Genomic DNA, 18,454 nt, shown 5'->3' with positions numbered 1-18,454 from the left:
CTGCCTGCTAGTGGATCACCTGGGCTTCAGCCAGCTCCGCCCGTTTCGCGCGCGACAGGCCGAGCAGTTCGCCAAAGACATAATTCTCGTCCTCGCCCAGTCGGGGCGTGCCTCGCTCCAGACCGGCCTCCGATTGGGAAAAGCGGATCGGAACCGACAGAGCCGCGCGGGTCTTCCCGTCGGTGTCCTCGACATCCACGACGGCGCCGCGGTCACGCAGATGCACGTCACGCGTGAGGTCAGCGGTGGTCGCCGACACCGAGGCCGGCACGCCGGCCGCCTGCAAGCGCGCGACAGCCGGCTCGGCGATCTGCGTCCCCGTCCAGCTCTCGACCTCGACATCCAGATCGGCCGCATGCTTCAGGCGGGATGCGGCGTCCCGGAACCGCGGGTCATCGCCGAGTTCCCTCCGGCCCATCACGCCCAGCAGCGCCGTCCACTCGGCGTCTTCCCGCACTGCGATGGTCAGCCAACGGTCCGCCTGCGATGTCGCATAGACGCCGTGGGGTGCCATTTGCAGGTCCCGGTTGCCCATGCGCGCCGGCGCGCCGCCCGCGGCCGCCAGCAGCAGGGCCTCCCCCGCGAGCGAGGACGCCACTTCGCGGGCGCTGACATCGACATGGCATCCCCGCCCCGTGGCCCGCATCCGGTAGAACGCAGCTAAGGCGGCGACGGCGGCGTTCATGCCCACCGAATGGTCCATCACGTGGCGCATCTCCACAGGCGGGCCATCGGCATATCCCGTCAGGAAGCCAAGAGCACCCCAGGCCCCGAACAGCGGCGCATAGCCCGCAAAGTGAGAATCGGGCCCCGTCTGGCCGGAGGAGGAGACGGAAAGCATGACCAGCGAAGGCTTGACCTGCGACAGGACATCGTAGCCGAGGCCAAGCCGCGCCATGACGCCGGGCCGAAAGCTCTCGGCGGCCATCTCGCTGATGGAGACCAGGCGCTTGGCAAGGTCCACCCCGCGCGGATCCTTCAGATTGATGCGAACCGAGAGCTTGTTCGACGCAACCTGGTCGAAACTCGCCGGGCCCATCCGCCCATAGACGGGATGGGGCTTGCGGAAGATATCGGGCCGCAGGCTGCTCTCGATCTTGATGCACTCGGCCCCGAGCTGGGACAGCATGTGCGTGCAGAAGGGTCCGGCGGCGTGGACGGTGAAGTCCGCGATCCTGAGGCCAGCCAGCGGTTTCATCGCGCGCCCACCGCCAAGCCGGCGGTCTCCCTTCGATTGGTGATGTGCAGGATGGCCTGATGTTCGCCCAAGGCCGGAGGCCCACCACGCAATCGAAGGGAAGCTCCGTCCAGGTGAAACGGCGCGACGAGAACGGGCGCAGGCGTGGCGCCTGGGATATCCACCCGCTGGAACAGGCCCCGCGCCTGCTCGTGCGCGCCGGCCAGCACGTCCGCCGGGCTGCTGTACTTGGCCATGGGCACGCCCAGCTTCTGGGCCCGCGCGACGACGTCCGCCGTCGTCTCGCCCTTGCTCCAGGCGCGTATCCGGGCGTTGATCTCCGCGCCGCGCCGGCCCCGCTCCAGCGGATCCTGAAGGTCAGGGGCAGTGGCCCAGTCCGGCCGGCCCATCAGCTCGACGAGCCCTGTCCACTGCCGCTCCTCCAGGGTGAGCAACTGGACATAACCGTCGGCGCACTCCAACACCCCGCCATACTTGAACGAGCGGGTGACCCGATGCTCAAGAGATCCGTCGCCCAGCCGCTGGATGGCGAACGCACCGACCGCCAGGGCCGCGTCCTGGATCGACACGTCCACCGCCTCTCCCTGCGCCGCCGACCTCGACAGCAGCGCGGCCAGGGCGCCGAGCGCGGCCACCACGCCGCCCTGCATCTCCGCGAAATGGCCATGGATCTTGATCGGCGGCCGATCCGGAAACATCTCGGCCGACAGGCCGTTGGGAAGGAGGAAGCCCTCGCCGGAGGCGTGAATGAGCGTGATCTCCTCGCCCCGCCATCCGGCGTTCGGACCGCTGGCCCCGAACGGGAGAACCGACACATAGGTCAGCGCCGGATTCCTCGCGCGGACACTCGCCTCATCCACGCCCATCGCCGCCCTCTGCGACAAGGGCACGTCGCAGATGAAGGCGTCCGCCGTCTCCAGCAGGCGATGAAAGCTCGCGCGTCCGGCCGGAGACTGCGGGTCGCAGACGACGCTGGACTTGCCGGCGGAGAGGTAGGCAAAGAGCGCGCTGACATCCTCCCCCTCTCCGGCAGGCCGCGGAAGAAAGGGAGGCCTGCGCCGGAGGGCGGAGCCCTCCGGCGGCTCCATCAACACGGTGAGCGCACCCAGGGTGGACAGGAGGCGGCCCGCATAGGCCGCTCCCGCACCCGATGACAGTTCGACGATGGTGAGGCCGTTGAGCGGCCCCTCGACGCACCCGTTCATTTGAACACCGCCACCGATTGGAAGACGTGAACGGACCGCTTCAGCGAACCGTCGGCAGATCGAGGTCGAGTTGCGCGCCATCGAAGAACACGCGGTTCTCCACGGCCCGGGACGGCAGCATGACCGTCGCCAGGCCCGGCGTGGTGAGTTCGCCGCGCTGGTTCTCGCCCCAGATCTCCAGGTCGACGAGGGCAAACCCGTCCTTCACATACTTGCGGGTGACCTTGCCCTTGCACCACGTGCAGTCGCCCATGGTGTTGAAGCGCCGCATCTGGGTGCGCACGCGCTTCAGGAAGGCCGCATCGCCCATCCAGTTGGTGACGAGGCTGCACATCCATGCGGAGCGCTGCGGCCCATAGTCATAAGTGCCGGGCACGCCCACTTCCTTGGCGACAGACTCCCGGTGGTGGCCGATGCCGGTGTATTCGATGCCGCCGCCCGCTTCGGGGTTGCGGAAGAAGTGCCCGGGATGTTTCACGGCCGACATCAGCACGATGCCGTGCGTGTGGCCGCGGCCACAGCCCACCAGGAAGCCCATCGTATCCATGAGCGACAGTGGGCCGCGCACGATCGGGGGCAGTTCCTCCCCTTCCTTGACGTCCTCCCAGTAGCGCACGTTGTTGCCGCGGATGCGCTCTTCCTCCCGCAGGATCGCTTCGTCGATCGCCTCGAACTCGTCCGGCGTGTATTCGTGGGTCTTGATGTCCTTGTACTTGCCCGCGTCGCGCGCCGCCTTGCGCTCGTGGCGCGTGCAGGTTCCGAGCGCGCGGGCCACCAGTTCGCCGCGCTGGTTGCTGTAGGTCGCCTCCACATACTGGAGCACGAGGCGGCCTGAGAATTCGCTCTTCTTCTCCTCGACGCCCACCACGCGCTCGATGGCGGTGATGCGGTCGCCGGGCCGGATATGGCGGAACAGCTCCCAGTCATTGCCGGCATAGAAGCCGTGCACCCCGGAGAGGCCCCAGCGCGTGCGGCCGATCCAGCCGAAGGCCATCGGGAACATGGGGTGCGCCACGTTGCCGCCGAGGCGGCTCTGGCGCCCGTGCTCGGCATCGCGGTACAGCGGGTTCAGATCGCCGATACCGTTGCAGAAATTGCGGATGGTGTCCGGGCTCGCGTCCTGGAGATACGGCCCCTCGGGCCGAAGCTGGAGCCCGATCATCTTCCGGGCATCGGCCACGGCCGCATCGGTGATCTTGCCCTCGGCCGGAGCGTGGCCGACATCCTTTTCCGTCACAGCGTCCATGTCTTTCTCCCGTTGCATCTCTTCCGGCGGCGGCGCGAACGGCCGACGCGGTTCTTCCTTCGCCGTCGCTGACGCGATCGGCGCTCGGGGCTTCCCGCCCTTGAATTCAGCTCACGAAACAGATGCTTAATGCAGAATGCATTCTTGCATCGAGGGCATGGTATCGACGGCGGGCTCCGCCGTCTTCTTCGTTCAGCCGTGTTCTGGTGCGCGCCTGGTCAGGCCGCCTTGTCGCTCGCGGCAGCATGCGGCGGCGCGTCGAAGCGGAGGACGAACCCCTCCAGCTCGGGGCGTGCGGCCGGATATTTCTGGAGGATCAGCGGATCGTGGGCGGGCAGCACATGGTCGTCGCTGTCGGCGAGCGCGCGGATGCGATCGTGGGCCCGCAGCATGTCGGCGATGGAATGCGCCACCGCGAAGGGCACGCCCCGCTCATATTCCTCGTAATAGTGCAAAGCATCCGATGCCAGGATGACCCAGCCACGCCGGGTGAGCACTCGCACGATCGACTGCCCCGCCGTGTGCCCGCCGACCACATGCACCGAAACGCCCGGCGCGACGTCGTGATCGGCGCCGTGCAGCTTCAGCCGGCCGGCATGGAGATACTGCACCAAGCGGGCGATCTCGTCGGATGCATAGGCATGCCGCATCCAGGGATGATGCATGTCGGGCCCGGTCACCGACTGCATCTCGGCCAGCGGCATCAGGAATTCGGCATTTGGATACTGGTCGACGTTGCCGATGTGGTCGTAGTGCGCGTGGGTGAGCACGACCAGGGTCTGAGCCGCCGGGTCGATGCCGAGGGCGCGCAGCCCGTCCGCCGGTTCACGCAGGAAGGTATGGCCGTTGCGCTCGGCCTTGGCCCGCTCCATCCCGGTATCGATGACCACCGTGCGGTCCTCGCCCACCAGCACCCAGGTGAAGAAGTCCATCGTCAACGGAGTATCGGGCGAAGCCTCGATGTTGAAGTTCTGCCCCCGCCGGCGCTTGGCGTTGGTCGCGTAGCGGATGGCATAGATGTCATAGGGCTTTGCCCCGACCTCGCTCATGGCGCCTTCCCTCTTATGTTCTTGTTTCCGCGGAGCTTCGCACGGCGCCGCGCATCTTGACCAGCCGCATCCGGGGCCCTGCATCCGCTCAGGCTCGTGGCCGCCGCCGCCATAATGCAGAATGCATCTCCTAGGCGGGTGCGGGCTGAGCGCGGACCTCCACCGACCGGATGGGGGCCCAGACCGGAGCACCGGGCTCCGGCTCGACCGCCGCGCCGGATGCCACCAGCGCATCACATGCCTCAGCGGAGAAGCCGAGCCCCGCCAGCGTCTCGCGCGTGTGCTCCCCGAGCAGCGGCGGCGGTCGTTCGGCCTGGGTGGCCGCGCCCCATTCGAACGGCAGGTCCGGCAGCACGAAGGGCAGGTCCTGGAAAGCGAAGCGGGTGACCTTGTGGCCATGCCGCGCCTGCGGCGCCTCCAGCACCCGCTCCATGGGCAGCACCTCCGTGAAGCCGAAGCCGGCCGCGGCCAGCAGCGCCGCCAGATTCGCGTAGGAGAACCGGCCCACCGCCTCCCTGACCAGAGCCTCGACCCGATCGCGCTGCTTCTTCCGCGACCTGAGCGTCGCATAGTCCGGATCCACCGGCTGCCTCACCGCCCGCCAGAAGTCCGCCCAATGACGGTCGGTGAGCATCACGAGATAGATCCAGCGGCCGTCCGATGTCTCATAGGCGCCATAGCCTGGCATGCTGAACTCGCCCGACGGCTCCGGGTCCGGCCGGCCGGTCAGGTGCATCTTGAGCTGGACGCCGGCATAGTCGCGCGCCGCCACATGCAGGCCGGTCTCATAGAGACCGACCTCGATCTTGCGATGCTCGGCGCCGAGACCGGGATCGAGCAGGGCGGAGAGGATGCCGATGACCGCGTAGCAGCCGGCGAACTGGTCGTGATACGAGGGGCCGAGCCGGCTGGGACGCCCGTCGACCCGGTGCGCATCCATGACCCCGGTCGCCGCCTCGGCGATGGGGTTGGACGCCAGGTCATCCGCCTGGGGGCCTTCGTTATAGCCCCGGATATGACAGTAGACGACCGCGGGATTGGCCCGGGCGCAGGCCTCGTAGGTCACACCCAGCCGCCGTGCGGATGCGGGCGCCAGGTTGTGAAGGACGATGTCGACGGTGGGGAGAAGCCGCTCCAGCGCTTCGCGCCCGCCCGGCGAGGCGAGATCCACGCACAGGCTCTTCTTGCCACGGCTATAGGCGATGTAGGTGCCGCTGGGGCCACCGCGCACGAGGCTGCGCGTCGGGTCGCCCGCGGGCGATTCCAGCTTGATGACCTCGGCCCCCATCTGCGCCAGCACGTGGCCCGCGAACGGCGCCGCCAGCATCGTGCCGATCTCCAGAACGGTCTTGCCGGCAAGACTGTCGCGCTTCATGGCCTTCTCCCCGGGCGCTCGGCTGGCTTGCGGCGCCCAGACAGCGCCGGCACCGCCGCGTTGAGATAGTGCATAATGCATTATCTACGAGGTTGTCAAACGCCCTCTGCGGATTTCGCCGCGGCCGGGCGGGCGGGCGCGGCAGGTGCCTTGCGTCGGGATCAGGGGACCGGCACTCACGGAGAAAGCCGGGGCGCGGCTGCGCCGGTTCCGGCGGGGCGCCGGTGACGGCGCCATTAGGAGGCGGGGCGCACGGCGGCTATAGCAGGCGCCCGCCGGCGGGCGGACCAAGCGTCCCTTGTGATCGGCGGGTTTCTATGCGGAGAATGAGGCCAGCGAAAACATGCGGTTGTCTCGGATGAGACTGGATCCACTCAAGCACGCGGAACGGGTGACCGGCCACCGGCAGTCGGCCCTGGTGGATCTGTGGTCCACGACCGGATTCGCCGCCACGCTGAGCGACGTCACCGGGCCGCATCTCTATGACTATGGCGACCTGCCGGTCGCCACCGTGGCGATCACGCTCTACGACGTGCGCCGCCATGTGCTGATCGAGAACGGGCGCGTGCGCCGCGACGGCCCGGTGTCCTGCGGGCAGTTCCGCATCGGCCTGCCCGGCCGGACGGTGGTGGTCGATGCCGTGCCGGACGCGAACGCCGGAAAGCTGGTGCTGCTCTATCTGGGCGATGCCCTGCTGCGCGACGTGGCCGCCGCCCACGGCAGCGCCACGCCCATCGAGCTGATGGACCGGGCCTGGGACGTGGACGACCCGATGCTCTCCCTGTGTGCCCAGCGGCTCGTGGAGGCGAGCACGCTGGCGGGCGAGGGCCGCTCGCTGCTGGCGGAACAGTTCGCCTATACGCTGGCCCTGCATCTCGCCGACCGCTATGCCGCGCCCAGGGCGTGCCCGACCGAGCCCGCGCCGGAACTCGATCGCGGCATGCCCGCCCGGATCGCCGACTTCGTGCGCGCCGACCCCGGCCGGGCGATCTCGCTGGCCGACATGGCCGGTGTCGCGGGCCTGAGCCCATCCGCCTTCATCCGCAGCTTCAAGCGCTCCACCGGGCTGACGCCGCACCGCTTCGTGGTGGAGCAGCGGGTGCGGGCGGCGCAGGACCTCATCGCCACCTCGAACATGCCGCTGGCCGAGATTGCGCTGGCCGTCGGCTTCTCCTCGCAATCGCATCTCGGCACCGCGTTCCGGGCGGTCACCGGGGTGAGCCCGGCGCGATTCCGCCGCCTGCGGCCCGGCGGCGAGTGATTTCCTGACAAGCCCCCGCGGCACGGCCCGCCGCGCGGCGATTTCCTGGCAGACAGCACCCGCCGCCGCGCGACACCTTCCTGCCCAAAGATGCGCCCGGCCGAAGGCGCGACACGGGAGGCAGACATGTCGACGACGCCGACGATCGTTCCGATCGAGAACACCAGCCTGACCGGCTTCTACAAGGACATGACGGTCCCGGAGAAGCGGACCTTCTGGGCCTGCGCCACGGGCTGGGCGCTCGACGGCATGGACTTCATGATCTACCCGCTGGTGATCGGCACGATCATCAAGCTGTGGAACGTGGACGCCGGCACGGCGGGCCTCGCCGGCACGGTGACGCTGCTGGCCTCGGCGCTGGGCGGCTGGGGCACGGGTTATATCGCCGACCGCATCGGCCGCGTGCGCACGCTCCAGTTCACCATCCTGTGGTTCTCCTTCTTCTCGCTGCTGTGCGCCTTCGCCCAGGACTTCAACCAGTTGCTGATCTGCCGCGCACTGCTGGGCCTCGGCTTCGGCGGCGAATGGGCGGCCGGCGCCGTGCTGATGGGCGAGACCATCCGCGCGCAGTATCGCGGCCGCGCGGTCGGCTCGGTGCAGTCCGGCTGGGCGGTGGGCTGGGGCCTCGCGGTGCTGGCGCAGGCGGCGCTGTTCTCCTTCCTGCCGGCCGAGCAGGCCTGGCGCTGGATGTTCGCCATCGGCGCGCTGCCGGCGCTGCTGGTGCTCTATCTGCGCGTCTATGTGAAGGAGCCGGAGGTGGCGGCGCAGACCCGCGCCAAGGTTGCGGCCCGAGGCGAGAGCCCCTCCATTCTCGAGATCTTCCACGGCCCGATCCTCAAGGTGACGGTGCTGGCCTCGCTGGTCTCCACGGGCTGCCAGGGCGGCTATTACGCCATCACCTTCTGGGTGCCGCGCTTCCTCACCACTGAGCGCAAGCTCTCCATCGTCGGCTCCACCGGCTATCTCGCGGCGCTCATCGTCGGCTCCTTCATCGGCTATCTGGTCGGCGCCTGGTATGCTGACCGCTACGGCCGGCGGAACCTGTTCCTGGTGTTCTCGCTCGGCGCCATCGTGGTGGTGGCGGCCTATACCCAGCTGCCGCTCTCGAACGAGGTGCTGTGGGTGCTGGGCTTCCCGCTCGGCTTCTTCGCCTCGGGCTATTTCTCCGGCATGGGCGCGTTCCTGACCGAGCTCTACCCCACCCGGCTGCGCGGCTCCGGCCAGGGCTTCTGCTACAATTTCGGCCGCGGCATCGGCGCGCTCTTTCCCTTCCTGGTGGGCTATCTCTCGCAGGCCACGACGCTGGCCAACGCGATCTGCATCTTCGCGGTGATCGCCTATGTGGTGTTCTTCGCCGCGGCCTATGCCCTCCCCGAAACCCGCGGCAAGGTGCTGTACGCCGATGCATGACGAAGGCTCCCGCCCCGCGACCGCCCCGGCCTGCCCGGGGCCGGCGCCCCACCCGCACGGGCCGACGCGCTACCGTGTGCCGGCGGGCGCGGTGGACACCCACGCCCATGTCATCGGCCTGCCGCCGGCCTATCCGTTCGTCGCCGGCCGCAGCTACACGCCGCCGGAGGCGACCGCGCAAAGCTATCTCGCCATGCTCGACGCCACCGGCATGACCTACGGCGTGCTGGTCCAGGTCAGCGTGCACGGCACCGACAACCGGGCGATGCTGGAGCCCCTCGCCGCCCACCGGGAACGGCTGCGCGGCATCGCGGTAATCCCGCTCGGCCTGCCCGACCGGGAGCTGGCGGCCCTGAAGGACGCCGGCATCGTCGGCCTGCGCCTCAATATCCTCTACGGCGGCGGCATCGGCTTCGAGCAACTGGACGCCTATGCCGCGCTCGCCCGCGAGATGGGATGGCATCTCCAGTTCCTGATCGACGCCGCCGACCTCGTGCCCCTGGCGCCCCGGCTCTCCACCCTCCCGGTGCCGTTCGTCGTCGACCATTGGGGACATTTCCCGGTGTCGCGCGGGCTCGACGACCCCGGTTTCCGGACGCTCTGCGCGCTGCTGCGCGACGGCGGCTGGGTCAAGCTGTCCGGCGCCTACCGCAACACGGTCGCGGGGCCGCCCTACGCCGATACGATCCCGTTTGCCCGGCTGCTGCACGAAGCCGCCCCGGATCGTTGCGTCTGGGGCTCCGACTGGCCCCACGTCGCCCATTGGCAGCCGATGATGAATGTGGGCGACCTGCTCGACCTCCTGGCCGACTGGGTGCCCGACGCGGCGGCGCGCGACGCCGTCCTCGCCGGCAATGCGCAGCGCCTCTACGGCTTTCCGCCCGCGGCCGTGTGACAGGCGCGGTGCGGGGAGCCGGCGGCACGGCTCCGGGCACGGCGCGCCCGCACGCCGGATCGGCTTGACGATTCGAACGGCCGATGATCTGGAGGGCGGGCAGAAGCTCCCGGACACGCACGGCGCCATGTTCCAGATCACATGCGAGCGCCCCTGGCTCGTCGCCCGGTTCACCCGGCCCCAGACGATGGTCAGCTGGTCGCTCAACCGGCCGGGTTTTGTCCAGGCCGAACAGGTGGCCTGGCTGGAGGTCGGCAACGAGGAACTGCGTCACGCCCCGGACCCGGTGGCATGGTTCGCGGCACGGCTTGCGGCACGCGGTTTGGCGGATGCCGTCGGCCTCATGACCGCCCGCGACGTTTCCCGTTACGAGCGGCAGTCCGCAGCCGTCGAGGACGTCCGGGCGGATTGCGTCGTGACCCTGGGGCTCAACAATGGAGAGCGGGTGGGCCAGCGGGTGGGCGCCCATCTGCATCCGCTGAATGCGGGGACCATCAACATCCTGTGCGCGGTGTCCGAGCCGCTGACGGAAGCAGCGCTTCTCGAAGCCGCATCCCTGGTGACGCAAGCACGCACGGTTGCCCTCTCGCAGGTCCGCTATCGCCGGCCGGGACGGACAGAGGCCGTGACCGGCACAGGAACGGACTGCATCGTCGTGAGCGCGCCGGCGGGTTCCCCCCGCACGTCGTTCGCCGGCATGCATACCGCAATCGGCGAGGTGATCGGCGCCTGCGTCCTGCGCGCGACGCTGGCGGCGGCAGCCAATTGGTGCGCCGAGGCTCCTCCCGACCGGTTTCCGCGCCGGAGCGACGGAGATGGTCGGCACGCTGTTTAGATATTTTGACACGGCCAAGACCCATTTCTGACACTCGGAGCGCCCGGCTCCGGGCGATGCGGCCAGTTGATCCGTTAGAAACGATCGGCGCGGAAAGATGGATTTCGCTGGCGATATGGCGTTACTCGGCGCGCCGACGAGCGGGTATCGAGCCGCCAGCCGCAGCAGGCTCAAGTTCTTTCGAGCGCCCTGGACAGGGGGCCGGCCCCGTTATTCTGCTTCCTGGGCGAGCATCGCCACGGATTGCCGGGCGCTGCGGTAACAGGGGCTTCAAGCAGGTGCGGCCGATGCTGGTCGCCGACGAGGCCGGTGCCCGGACAAACGGAATCCGAGAGGAATCCGAGAGGAATCCGAATTCACGTCGGTCTCACGATCGAAGCTCGGGTCATGGCAGCGCGACTATGTCTGCCAAGCCGGTATCGAGGCGTGGCGGACCAATGAGGTTCCAATCGATCCGACGACCAACCCGTTTATCGCCTGGCGATGAACAGCGTCTCCACCCTGACGTTGAGAGCCAGGAGCTTCGCATACAGGTCGCCGTTGTATGCCGGCGCGTCGTTGATCGCCCACCCTGCCGCGACGAGGAACATGCAGAGCACAACAGGCGAACGCGATGCCAATGGAACGACCTCACCGCCGACACTGACGCTCCCCGTCACGCACGATGACAGACCATCGCATCATCGATTGCAGCCGGCGAAGGTCCGGCAGGCGGACACGTGCGATTTTCCGCTGTTTCCGCAGGCCGCAGCCGCCTTAAACGAAGAGCATAAGAACATATGGGAGGACGGCATGGGTGCTCAATGCGCCTTCGGGCATGTGAGAGGTATTATGCTAAAGCGTCGCATCTTCGCGCTTTGCAAGCAGGCCTCGCCCCGACCCAGCAGCTTGTGTGTGCAGGTCAGCGACCTGTTCTGAATCTGGACCCCTGATCTTGGGAAGGAGGTTCGGCAGCGTGGCTCGCCATCTGCCGGAACGCTTCCGCTCGCGTCCCCATCGGCGCGGGCATGCTCCGGGCCCGGATCAGGATCGCGCATTCCGCCCCAAACAAGCAAAAGCAGCCGGAGGGCTCAAGGACATGACCATTTCTCAGATCGGCGCGACGCATGCGCCGGCCCGCCTCAGCCGGGACCAGTGGCGTATCATCCTGCTCGCCAGCCTGGGCGGGTCGCTCGAATTCTATGACTTCATCATCTATGGCATCTTCGTTCAGTATATTTCCGCGCAGTTCTTTCCCGTCAACGATCCCTATGTCTCGCTGATCCTGTCCTTCTCGGTGCTGGCGCTGGGCTTCCTCGCCCGGCCGTTCGGCGGCGCGCTGCTCGGCACGCTGGGCGACCGCTACGGCCGGCGGCCCGTGTTCATCGCCTCGCTGGGGCTGACCACCCTCGCCACCATCGCCATCGGCCTGCTGCCGGGCTATGAGCGCTGGGGCCTCGCGGCCCCGCTGCTGCTGGTGGCCTTCCGGCTGGTGCAGGGCATCTGCCTCGGCGGCGAGCTGCCGGGCGCGGTGACCTATGCGGTGGAGGCCGCCCCGCGGCGCGCCGGGCTTGCCTGCGGCTTCATTATCTTCTGCGTCAACGTGGGCGTGCTCATCGCCACCCTCGTCAATCTCGGCATCCAGTATGCGCTGCCGCCGCAGGACGTTGCCGCCTATGGCTGGCGCATCGCCTTCCTCTTCGGCGGCGTCATCGGCCTCGTCAGCTTCGCGCTGCGCCGCAAGCTCGAAGAATCGCCGGAATTCGTCAACCTGCACGGCAAGGCCGCCAAGCACCCGCTGGGCGAGCTCATGCGCAATCACGGCCGCGCGGTGCTGGTGGCCGCCGGCGTCGCGGCGATCATCGCCGGCTTCAACGGCATGCTCTACGGCTTCGTGCCGGCCTTCCTGGTGAAGACCCTCGGCTATCCCGCGCCCGAGGTGGCCCTCGCCATGACGGTGGCGCTGGTGGTCAGCTCGATCGGCCTGATGATCGCCGGCTGGGCGGGCGACTTCATGCCGTCGCGGCTGATCCTGCGGGCCGGCTCGCTGCTGATGCTGCTCACCGTGGTGCCGCTGTTCGCGCTGATGGCCAATCGGGGCGCCAGCATCATCCTCGTGCTGGGCCTCCTGTCGCTGGTCTTCTCCCTCACCAGCGGCATCTGGCCGAGCATCCTGGCCGGCCTATTCCCGACCAAGGTGCGCTTCACCGGCATCGCCCTGTCCTACAATCTGAGCGTCACGCTCCTGTCGGGCTTCGCGCCGCTGGCGGCCACCATGCTGATCGAGCGCACGCAGATGCCGGCGGCGCCCGCGCTCTACATCGCCCTGTGCGCGGCGGTCAGCCTGTGGAGCAGCTTCTTCATCGCGGATCGGGCCTCCGCGGCCGCTCCCGCGACCGGCGAGGCCCAGCTCAAGGCCACCGGCCTCCCGCCGCTCTGAGCCCTGTCCGCCCTGCGGACCCAAGCGAACCGGCGGGCGACGGCGCCCGCCGGTTCCGCCTAAGAGGACAGGCGCTCCGGTCGCCGCATGGAAAGGCCCACCGGAGCCGCCACCAGAACACCCAGCAGGAAGGAACCGCCATGGGCATCATCGCGCTCGGCTATCTCGGCATCCGCTCGGACAGGATGAGCGACTGGCACGACTTCGCCTCCGGCCTGCTCGCCATGCAGGCGATGGACGTGACCAAGGCGGCCCGCACCTTCCGCATGGATGACCGCCGCCAGCGCCTGTTCGTGGTGGACGAGGCCGGTCCGGTGCTCGCCGCCATGGGGTGGGAGGTGGCCGAGAAGTCCGACCTCGACCATTTCGGCGCCCGCCTGGAAGCGGCCGGAGCGATGGTGCGGCGGGGCACCCGCGCCCTCGCCGACCAGCGCTTTGTTGAAGACCTGATCATCTTCGAGGATCCCGACGGCAACCGCGTGGAGCTGTTCTTCAACCCCATGCGAGCCAGCGACCCCTTCGTGCCGGGCCGTCCCATCTCGGGCTTCCGCACCGGCGCCCTCGGCATGGGCCACGCGGTGCTGCACGCCGTGCGCATCGACGCGCTGCTGCCCTTCTATCGCGACGTGCTGGGCTTCCACGTGAGCGACTATGGGCTGACGCCCTACCCGCTCTACTTCTTCCATGTCAACGAACGCCACCACAGCTTCGCCATGGTGGGCTCGGGACAGATCGGCTTCCATCACTTCATGGTGGAGTTCCGCAATCTGGACGACGTGGGCCAGGGCTATGATCTCGCCCAGTTGCAGGAGGGGCGGGTGGCCTACACGCTGGGGCGCCACACCAACGACTACATGACCTCCTTCTATGCCCACTCGCCCTCCGGCTTCTTCGTGGAGAACGGCTGGGGCGGGCGGCTGATCGATCCCGCCACCTGGGAGCCCCACGAGACCTTCGCCGGGCCGAGCTTCTGGGGGCACGAGCGGCTGTATCTGCCGGAGGAGCCCCGGGCCCGCCTGCGCCAGATGCGCCTCGACGCCGCCGCGCACGGCATCCGGGCGCCGGCCGTGGCGGATTGCCCCTGGCTCTACGGCCAACTCGCCGGCTGAGCCCGCCGCCGCGCCGGGCCGGCCGGGGTGCTCACAGCCCCAGCCGCGCCCGCGCTTCCGGCAGCGACAGCGGCCGCAGCCCGAGCGCCTGCGCCGCTCCGGCGAAATGCGCCACCAGCGCCGCATTGTCGGGCGCCACCTGTCCATCCGGCAGGTGCAGATTGTTCTCGAACCCCATGCGCACGTCGCCGCCCAGCAGAGCGGCGGCCATGCAGCAGGCGCTTTCCGTGGGGCCGAAAGCGCACACCGACCAGTCGGGCGTATGCCGCCGGGCGGCGAGGAAGCCGAGGATGGCGGCCGGGGTGGACGGCGGACCGTCACCATAGCGCCCGAGAACGAAGAGTTGCGCGGCGTTGGCGAGCGGAATCGCCCCGGCCTCCGCGAGATGGTCGAAGCGCTGCACGTCGGCCGCGTCATAGAGGATGTATTGCACCGCCATCCCATCCCCCGCGCAGGCCGCGAGGAAGGCGGCCACCTCGCCCGCCAACGTGGGGTCGCTGAACAGCTCGCGCACGGCCACGGAGAATGCCTCCGGGCGCAGCGTCCGCACCAGCGCCATCTGCTCCTCCGGCCGGTAAAGTCCCACCGCCTCGGTGGTGACCTGGAGGATGAGGTCGCCGGCGCCCCGGTGCCGGATCTCGGCGATGGCCTCCGCATAGCGGCCGGCATCGAGGCTGTGGCGGCCTTCGTCGTCGCGCACGTGCAGGTGGATCGCGCTCGCCCCCGCCGCCGCGCAGCGCAGGCTCTCGGTGGCGATGTCCGCCGCGGACATGGGCAGGGCGGGATGGTCCGCCTTGGTGCGGCGGGCGCCGTTGATCGCCGACATGATGAGAATGGGCCGCATGGAACCTCGCTTGCCGTCGTGCCTCGCGTCTTTCTAGCCGAGCACGCCCACGTCGTATGCGCTCCGATGTCCTTGTCCACCTGACGGACGCTCCCGCCGCCCGTGTTGAAGGCGCCCTCCCCCTCTGGGATCAGTCGCGCTCGCAGGACGCCAAGAACATGGAGGGGACGATGCCCGACACCGCCGAAAAGCCCGCAGAACAGTTCGACATCGTCATCGTCGGCCTCGGCCCGGTGGGGGCGACGCTCGCCAACTTGCTCGGGATGCAGGGCCTCTCGACGCTGGTTCTGGAGCGCGAGACCGAAGCCTACCATCTGCCCCGCGCGGTGCATTTCGACGACGAAGTCATGCGCGTGTTCCAGACCATCGGCCTCGCCGAGGCGATCGCCCCCAGCACGCGGCTCAATCCCGGCATGCGCTTCGTGGATGCGGACGGCGCGCTGCTGATGGACTGGCCCCGCCCGCAGGAGATCGGTGCACAGGGCTGGCATGCCAGCTACCGCTTCCACCAGCCGGATCTGGAGCGCACCTTGCGTGATGGGCTGAAGCGCTTCGCCTGCGTCACGGTGCAGGCCCGCTGCGACGCCTTCGCCTTCGAGCAGGACCGCGACGGCGTCACCGTCCGCTATGAGGATCTGGGCACCGGCCGGCTGTGCCGGGCCCGCGCCCGCTATGTGGTGGGCTGCGACGGAGCACGCTCGCTGGTGCGCCGCTTCATCGGCGCCTCCATGGACGACCTCGGCTTCCATGAGCGCTGGCTGGTGGTGGACGTGGTGCTGCGCCGGCCGAAACCCACCCTCGGCGACCACACCATCCAGTATTGCACCCCGGCGCGGCCGGCCACCTATGTCCGAGGCCCCGGCGACCGCCGGCGCTGGGAGATCACGGTGCTGCCGGAGGAGGACAGCCGCGCGGTGGTCCACCCGCAGAAGGTCTGGTCGCTGCTGGCACCCTGGCTCTCGCCGGACGAGGCGGAACTGGAGCGCGCGGCGGTCTACACCTTCCACTCCGCCGTCGCCCGCCAGTGGCGGTCCGGCCGGCTGCTGCTCGCCGGCGACGCCGCGCACCAGACGCCGCCCTTCATGGGACAGGGCATGTGCTCCGGCATCCGCGACGTGGCCAATCTCGCCTGGAAGCTGAAGGCGGTGGTGGACGGCCGCGCCGGCGACACCCTGCTCGACACCTACCAGAGCGAGCGCGGACCCGATGCGCGCGCCTATATCGAGACGGCGGTGCGCCTCGGCGGCCTCATCAACACCTGCGGCACCGAGGCCGCCCTCAACGCCGCCTTCCGCGACGCGGACGGCGTGGTCCGCATCCGCAGCCGGGTGCCGCGGCTGGGGCCGGGCCTCGCGACCGGCCATGTCGATCTCGCCGGCACGCGGATCGCCCAGCCCCGGCTCGGCGACGGACGGCGGCTCGATGACGCCGTGGGCTATGGCTTCGCCCTGCTCGCCGCCGATCGGCTGTGGGCCGGCGCGAGCGAGCACGCCCGGCAGCGCTTCGAGGAGGCCGGCATCGCCGTCGTCACCGAGGCGGACTGCCCGGACCTGACCGCGCTCCTTGGCGCGGCGGGTGCCGCCGCCCTGCTGATGCGGCCCGACCGCTACGTGGCGGGGGCCGCCCGGGACGAAGGCGACCTTGCCGCCCTGTCGGGCTGGCTGGCGCCGTATCTGCCACAGCGTGCCTCCGCGGCCTGATCCGGGCGCGCGTCGCGGTCCGGGCTCCGCCCCACAAGCACTTCATCCCCCCAGAAGACGCTCAAGGAAAAGGTTCCCCCATGAAGTTTGCTTCCTTCACCCATGCCGGCCGCGCCACCTACGGTCTGGTGACCGACGGCGGGTTGGTGGATCTCGCCCCCCGCTTCCCGGAGGCGCCGACGCTGCGGGCCTTCATCGCCGGCGGGCTGGAGCGGGCCGCCGCCTTCGCCACGGCACCGGCCGATTTCGCCCTGGCCGACGTCACGCTCAATCCGGTCATTCCGGACCCGGACAAGATCGTGTGCGTGGGCCTCAACTATCATGACCACGTGACCGAGACCGGGCGCACCGCCACGCCCAATCCCATGCTGTTCGCCCGCTATGCGGGCAGCCAGGTGGGGTCCGGCGCGGCGCTGGTGAAGCCGCTCGAATCCGACGAGTTCGACTATGAGGGCGAACTGGCGGTGATCATCGGCAAGGGGGGACGGCGCATTTCCGAGGCGGACGCCCTGTCCCACGTGGCCGGCTATGCCTGCTACAATGACGGCAGCGTCCGCGACTGGCAGCGCCACACCTCGCAATTCATGCCCGGCAAGACGTTCGCCGCCACCGGCGGCTTCGGGCCGTGGATGGTGAGCGCCGACGAGATCCCCGATCCGACGCAGCTCAAGCTCACCACCCGCCTCAACGGCCAGCAGGTGCAGCAGACCAGCGTGGACCTGATGATCACGCCCATCCCGACGCTGATCGCCTACACCTCCGCCATCCTGCCGCTGCTGCCCGGCGACGTGATCGTCTCCGGCACGCCCGGGGGCGTCGGCGCGCGCCGCACGCCCAAGCTGTTCATGAAGGACGGCGACGTGGTCGAGGTGGAAGTGAGCGGCATCGGCGTGCTGCGCAATCCCGTGGTGGCGGAACGCTGATCACCCCCTGACCTGGAACGGGGCATTTTGAAGCGTGCCGTGCCCGCAAGACGCTGGGCACGGCGCGCCTGCATTCTGTACGATGCAGATGCCAGCGCCGGGGGGCATCCGACGGGACGGGACATGAACGAGGACAGCGGCCTGACGCCCGAGAAAAGCGATGGTGTTCGCGCGCTGCGCCGCGGCCTGTCGGTGCTGCGCCACATCAATGCCTGCGGCAGCACGTCGGCGGCGGACATCGCCCGGGCGCTCGATATTCCGCGTCCCACCGTCTACCGCCTGCTGCAGACGCTGGAGGAGGAGGGGTACGTCGCCTTCTCCGCCTCGTCCGCGCAGGTCCGCGTCACCCGCCTCGCCGCAAGCCTCGGCGAGGGATATGCCGCCCAAGCCCGCATCTGCCAGGCCGCGGGGCCGGTGTTCGGCCAATACGCCCCCCGTCTCGTGTGGCCTCTGGATCTCACCACCTACGAAGACGCGGCCATGGTGATCCAGGAAACCACCCATACGCGCAGCCCCTTGTCCATCGATCGTGGCATGATCGGATTCCGTCTGCCCATGCTCCGGACATCCGCCGGGCGCGCCTATCTCGCCTATTGCCCGCCGGCAGACCGCGAGATCATCCTTGGCCATCTCCGCAGCATCGACGATGTTCAGGATCGCCCCTTCCTCGATGCCGCCTGGCTCACCCGCTGCCTGAACGAGGCCCAGGAGAAGGGCTTTGCCGTGCGTGACGGTGGCGAGTTCAGGCCCAAGACCAACAGCATCGCCGTGCCCGTGATGGTCGGGCAAAGAGTGGAAGCCGTCGTATCCATGATCTGGATCAGGTCGGCGCTCACGCTGCCGGAGGCCATTCGCACCCACGAGAAGACGCTGACCGAAGTCGCCGCAGCCATCGCCGGCCGCCTTGGGGAGAAATGACGGCGGCGGAACGGCGACAAGGCGGCGACAGGCCACGCGCCGCCGATGGGGATCACGATAATAGCCC

General features: G+C 69.1%; 16 protein-coding genes. 10 read left to right on the top strand and 6 right to left on the bottom strand.

What is annotated here, in order from left to right; genetic code table 11:
• Window positions 1-7: 7 nt before the first annotated feature.
• The 5 genes from YU1_RS0118040 to YU1_RS30070 form a co-directional block, all read right to left on the bottom strand.
• On the bottom strand, window positions 8-1,198 hold the full coding sequence (locus tag YU1_RS0118040; protein ID WP_029005275.1) for a CaiB/BaiF CoA transferase family protein: 1,191 nt from the start codon (window positions 1,196-1,198) through the stop codon (window positions 8-10).
• Window positions 1,195-2,403 (bottom strand): CoA transferase, encoded by a 1,209-nt coding sequence (locus tag YU1_RS0118035; RefSeq protein ID WP_029005274.1) that lies wholly within the window; start codon window positions 2,401-2,403, stop codon window positions 1,195-1,197. The genes YU1_RS0118040 and YU1_RS0118035 overlap by 4 nt, the downstream gene beginning before the upstream one ends.
• Window positions 2,404-2,443: 40 nt before the next feature.
• Window positions 2,444-3,649 carry an FAS1-like dehydratase domain-containing protein gene (locus tag YU1_RS0118030; RefSeq protein ID WP_029005273.1) on the bottom strand — a complete coding sequence of 402 codons (1,206 nt, stop codon included), beginning with the start codon at window positions 3,647-3,649 and terminating at the stop codon, window positions 2,444-2,446.
• A 218-nt stretch (window positions 3,650-3,867) separates the two neighbouring features.
• Window positions 3,868-4,698: an N-acyl homoserine lactonase family protein gene (locus YU1_RS0118025; RefSeq protein WP_029005272.1), complete on the bottom strand. Its 831-nt coding sequence runs from the start codon at window positions 4,696-4,698 to the stop codon at window positions 3,868-3,870.
• A gap of 130 nt (window positions 4,699-4,828) precedes the next feature.
• On the bottom strand, window positions 4,829-6,073 hold the full coding sequence (locus tag YU1_RS30070) for a CaiB/BaiF CoA transferase family protein (protein WP_051356998.1): 1,245 nt from the start codon (window positions 6,071-6,073) through the stop codon (window positions 4,829-4,831).
• 358 nt (window positions 6,074-6,431) lie between these two features.
• Here YU1_RS30070 and YU1_RS0118015 point away from each other — a divergent pair, with 358 nt between their 5' ends.
• The 7 genes from YU1_RS0118015 (at window position 6,432) to YU1_RS0117985 (ending at window position 14,002) form a co-directional block, all read left to right on the top strand.
• A complete protein-coding gene (locus YU1_RS0118015) occupies window positions 6,432-7,334 on the top strand; it encodes a helix-turn-helix domain-containing protein (protein WP_029005271.1) in 903 nt (300 codons plus the stop codon).
• Between the two features lie 126 nt (window positions 7,335-7,460).
• Window positions 7,461-8,744 (top strand): MFS transporter, encoded by a 1,284-nt coding sequence (locus YU1_RS0118010; RefSeq protein WP_029005270.1) that lies wholly within the window; start codon window positions 7,461-7,463, stop codon window positions 8,742-8,744.
• Complete coding sequence (locus tag YU1_RS0118005) at window positions 8,737-9,639, top strand: amidohydrolase family protein (RefSeq protein WP_029005269.1); 903 nt, start codon at window positions 8,737-8,739, stop codon at window positions 9,637-9,639. The genes YU1_RS0118010 and YU1_RS0118005 overlap by 8 nt, the downstream gene beginning before the upstream one ends.
• Window positions 9,640-9,703: 64 nt before the next feature.
• A complete protein-coding gene (locus tag YU1_RS30065) occupies window positions 9,704-10,474 on the top strand; it encodes an adenosylcobinamide amidohydrolase (protein ID WP_051356997.1) in 771 nt (256 codons plus the stop codon).
• Between the two features lie 588 nt (window positions 10,475-11,062).
• Window positions 11,063-11,392 carry a hypothetical protein gene (locus YU1_RS34235; protein WP_210163766.1) on the top strand — a complete coding sequence of 110 codons (330 nt, stop codon included), beginning with the start codon at window positions 11,063-11,065 and terminating at the stop codon, window positions 11,390-11,392.
• A gap of 160 nt (window positions 11,393-11,552) precedes the next feature.
• Entirely contained in the window at window positions 11,553-12,893 is a 1,341-nt protein-coding gene (locus YU1_RS0117990; RefSeq protein WP_029005268.1) for an MFS transporter, read from the top strand.
• Between the two features lie 140 nt (window positions 12,894-13,033).
• A complete protein-coding gene (locus YU1_RS0117985) occupies window positions 13,034-14,002 on the top strand; it encodes a VOC family protein (protein WP_029005267.1) in 969 nt (322 codons plus the stop codon).
• A 31-nt stretch (window positions 14,003-14,033) separates the two neighbouring features.
• Here YU1_RS0117985 and YU1_RS0117980 read toward each other — a convergent pair whose 3' ends face one another.
• The gene (locus YU1_RS0117980) at window positions 14,034-14,846 is read right to left on the bottom strand and encodes a beta-keto acid cleavage family enzyme (protein ID WP_029005266.1); all 813 of its coding nucleotides are present in this window, start codon (window positions 14,844-14,846) and stop codon (window positions 14,034-14,036) included.
• 170 nt (window positions 14,847-15,016) lie between these two features.
• Here YU1_RS0117980 and mhpA point away from each other — a divergent pair, with 170 nt between their 5' ends.
• The 3 genes from mhpA to YU1_RS0117965 all read left to right on the top strand — a co-directional run bounded on the left by mhpA (window position 15,017) and on the right by YU1_RS0117965 (window position 18,387).
• Entirely contained in the window at window positions 15,017-16,546 is a 1,530-nt protein-coding gene (gene mhpA / locus YU1_RS0117975) for a bifunctional 3-(3-hydroxy-phenyl)propionate/3-hydroxycinnamic acid hydroxylase MhpA (RefSeq protein ID WP_029005265.1), read from the top strand.
• An 80-nt stretch (window positions 16,547-16,626) separates the two neighbouring features.
• A complete protein-coding gene (locus YU1_RS0117970) occupies window positions 16,627-17,469 on the top strand; it encodes a fumarylacetoacetate hydrolase family protein (protein WP_029005264.1) in 843 nt (280 codons plus the stop codon).
• 123 nt (window positions 17,470-17,592) lie between these two features.
• On the top strand, window positions 17,593-18,387 hold the full coding sequence (locus YU1_RS0117965; protein WP_029005263.1) for a DNA-binding transcriptional regulator: 795 nt from the start codon (window positions 17,593-17,595) through the stop codon (window positions 18,385-18,387).
• Window positions 18,388-18,454: the final 67 nt, after the last annotated feature.

Source organism: Azorhizobium doebereinerae UFLA1-100 (assembly GCF_000473085.1).
In the GTDB taxonomy this organism is placed as follows: domain Bacteria; phylum Pseudomonadota; class Alphaproteobacteria; order Rhizobiales; family Xanthobacteraceae; genus Azorhizobium; species Azorhizobium doebereinerae.
This window is presented reverse-complemented; position numbering and strand designations above follow the sequence as displayed.

What these genes read in the sequence shown, in the direction of transcription:
- mhpA (WP_029005265.1), top strand. Translation starts at nt 15,017, where the DNA reads ATGCCCGACACCGCCGAAAAGCCCGCAGAACAGTTCGACATCGTCATC.
- YU1_RS0118010 (WP_029005270.1), top strand. Translation starts at nt 7,461, where the DNA reads ATGTCGACGACGCCGACGATCGTTCCGATCGAGAACACCAGCCTGACC.
- YU1_RS0117990 (WP_029005268.1), top strand. Translation starts at nt 11,553, where the DNA reads ATGACCATTTCTCAGATCGGCGCGACGCATGCGCCGGCCCGCCTCAGC.
- YU1_RS0118040 (WP_029005275.1), bottom strand. Translation starts at nt 1,198, where the DNA reads ATGAAACCGCTGGCTGGCCTCAGGATCGCGGACTTCACCGTCCACGCC.
- YU1_RS0118025 (WP_029005272.1), bottom strand. Translation starts at nt 4,698, where the DNA reads ATGAGCGAGGTCGGGGCAAAGCCCTATGACATCTATGCCATCCGCTAC.
- YU1_RS34235 (WP_210163766.1), top strand. Translation starts at nt 11,063, where the DNA reads ATGCAGAGCACAACAGGCGAACGCGATGCCAATGGAACGACCTCACCG.
- YU1_RS0117980 (WP_029005266.1), bottom strand. Translation starts at nt 14,846, where the DNA reads ATGCGGCCCATTCTCATCATGTCGGCGATCAACGGCGCCCGCCGCACC.
- YU1_RS0118035 (WP_029005274.1), bottom strand. Translation starts at nt 2,403, where the DNA reads ATGAACGGGTGCGTCGAGGGGCCGCTCAACGGCCTCACCATCGTCGAA.
- YU1_RS0117985 (WP_029005267.1), top strand. Translation starts at nt 13,034, where the DNA reads ATGGGCATCATCGCGCTCGGCTATCTCGGCATCCGCTCGGACAGGATG.
- YU1_RS0118015 (WP_029005271.1), top strand. Translation starts at nt 6,432, where the DNA reads ATGAGACTGGATCCACTCAAGCACGCGGAACGGGTGACCGGCCACCGG.
- YU1_RS0117970 (WP_029005264.1), top strand. Translation starts at nt 16,627, where the DNA reads ATGAAGTTTGCTTCCTTCACCCATGCCGGCCGCGCCACCTACGGTCTG.
- YU1_RS0118005 (WP_029005269.1), top strand. Translation starts at nt 8,737, where the DNA reads ATGCATGACGAAGGCTCCCGCCCCGCGACCGCCCCGGCCTGCCCGGGG.
- YU1_RS30070 (WP_051356998.1), bottom strand. Translation starts at nt 6,073, where the DNA reads ATGAAGCGCGACAGTCTTGCCGGCAAGACCGTTCTGGAGATCGGCACG.
- YU1_RS0117965 (WP_029005263.1), top strand. Translation starts at nt 17,593, where the DNA reads ATGAACGAGGACAGCGGCCTGACGCCCGAGAAAAGCGATGGTGTTCGC.
- YU1_RS0118030 (WP_029005273.1), bottom strand. Translation starts at nt 3,649, where the DNA reads ATGGACGCTGTGACGGAAAAGGATGTCGGCCACGCTCCGGCCGAGGGC.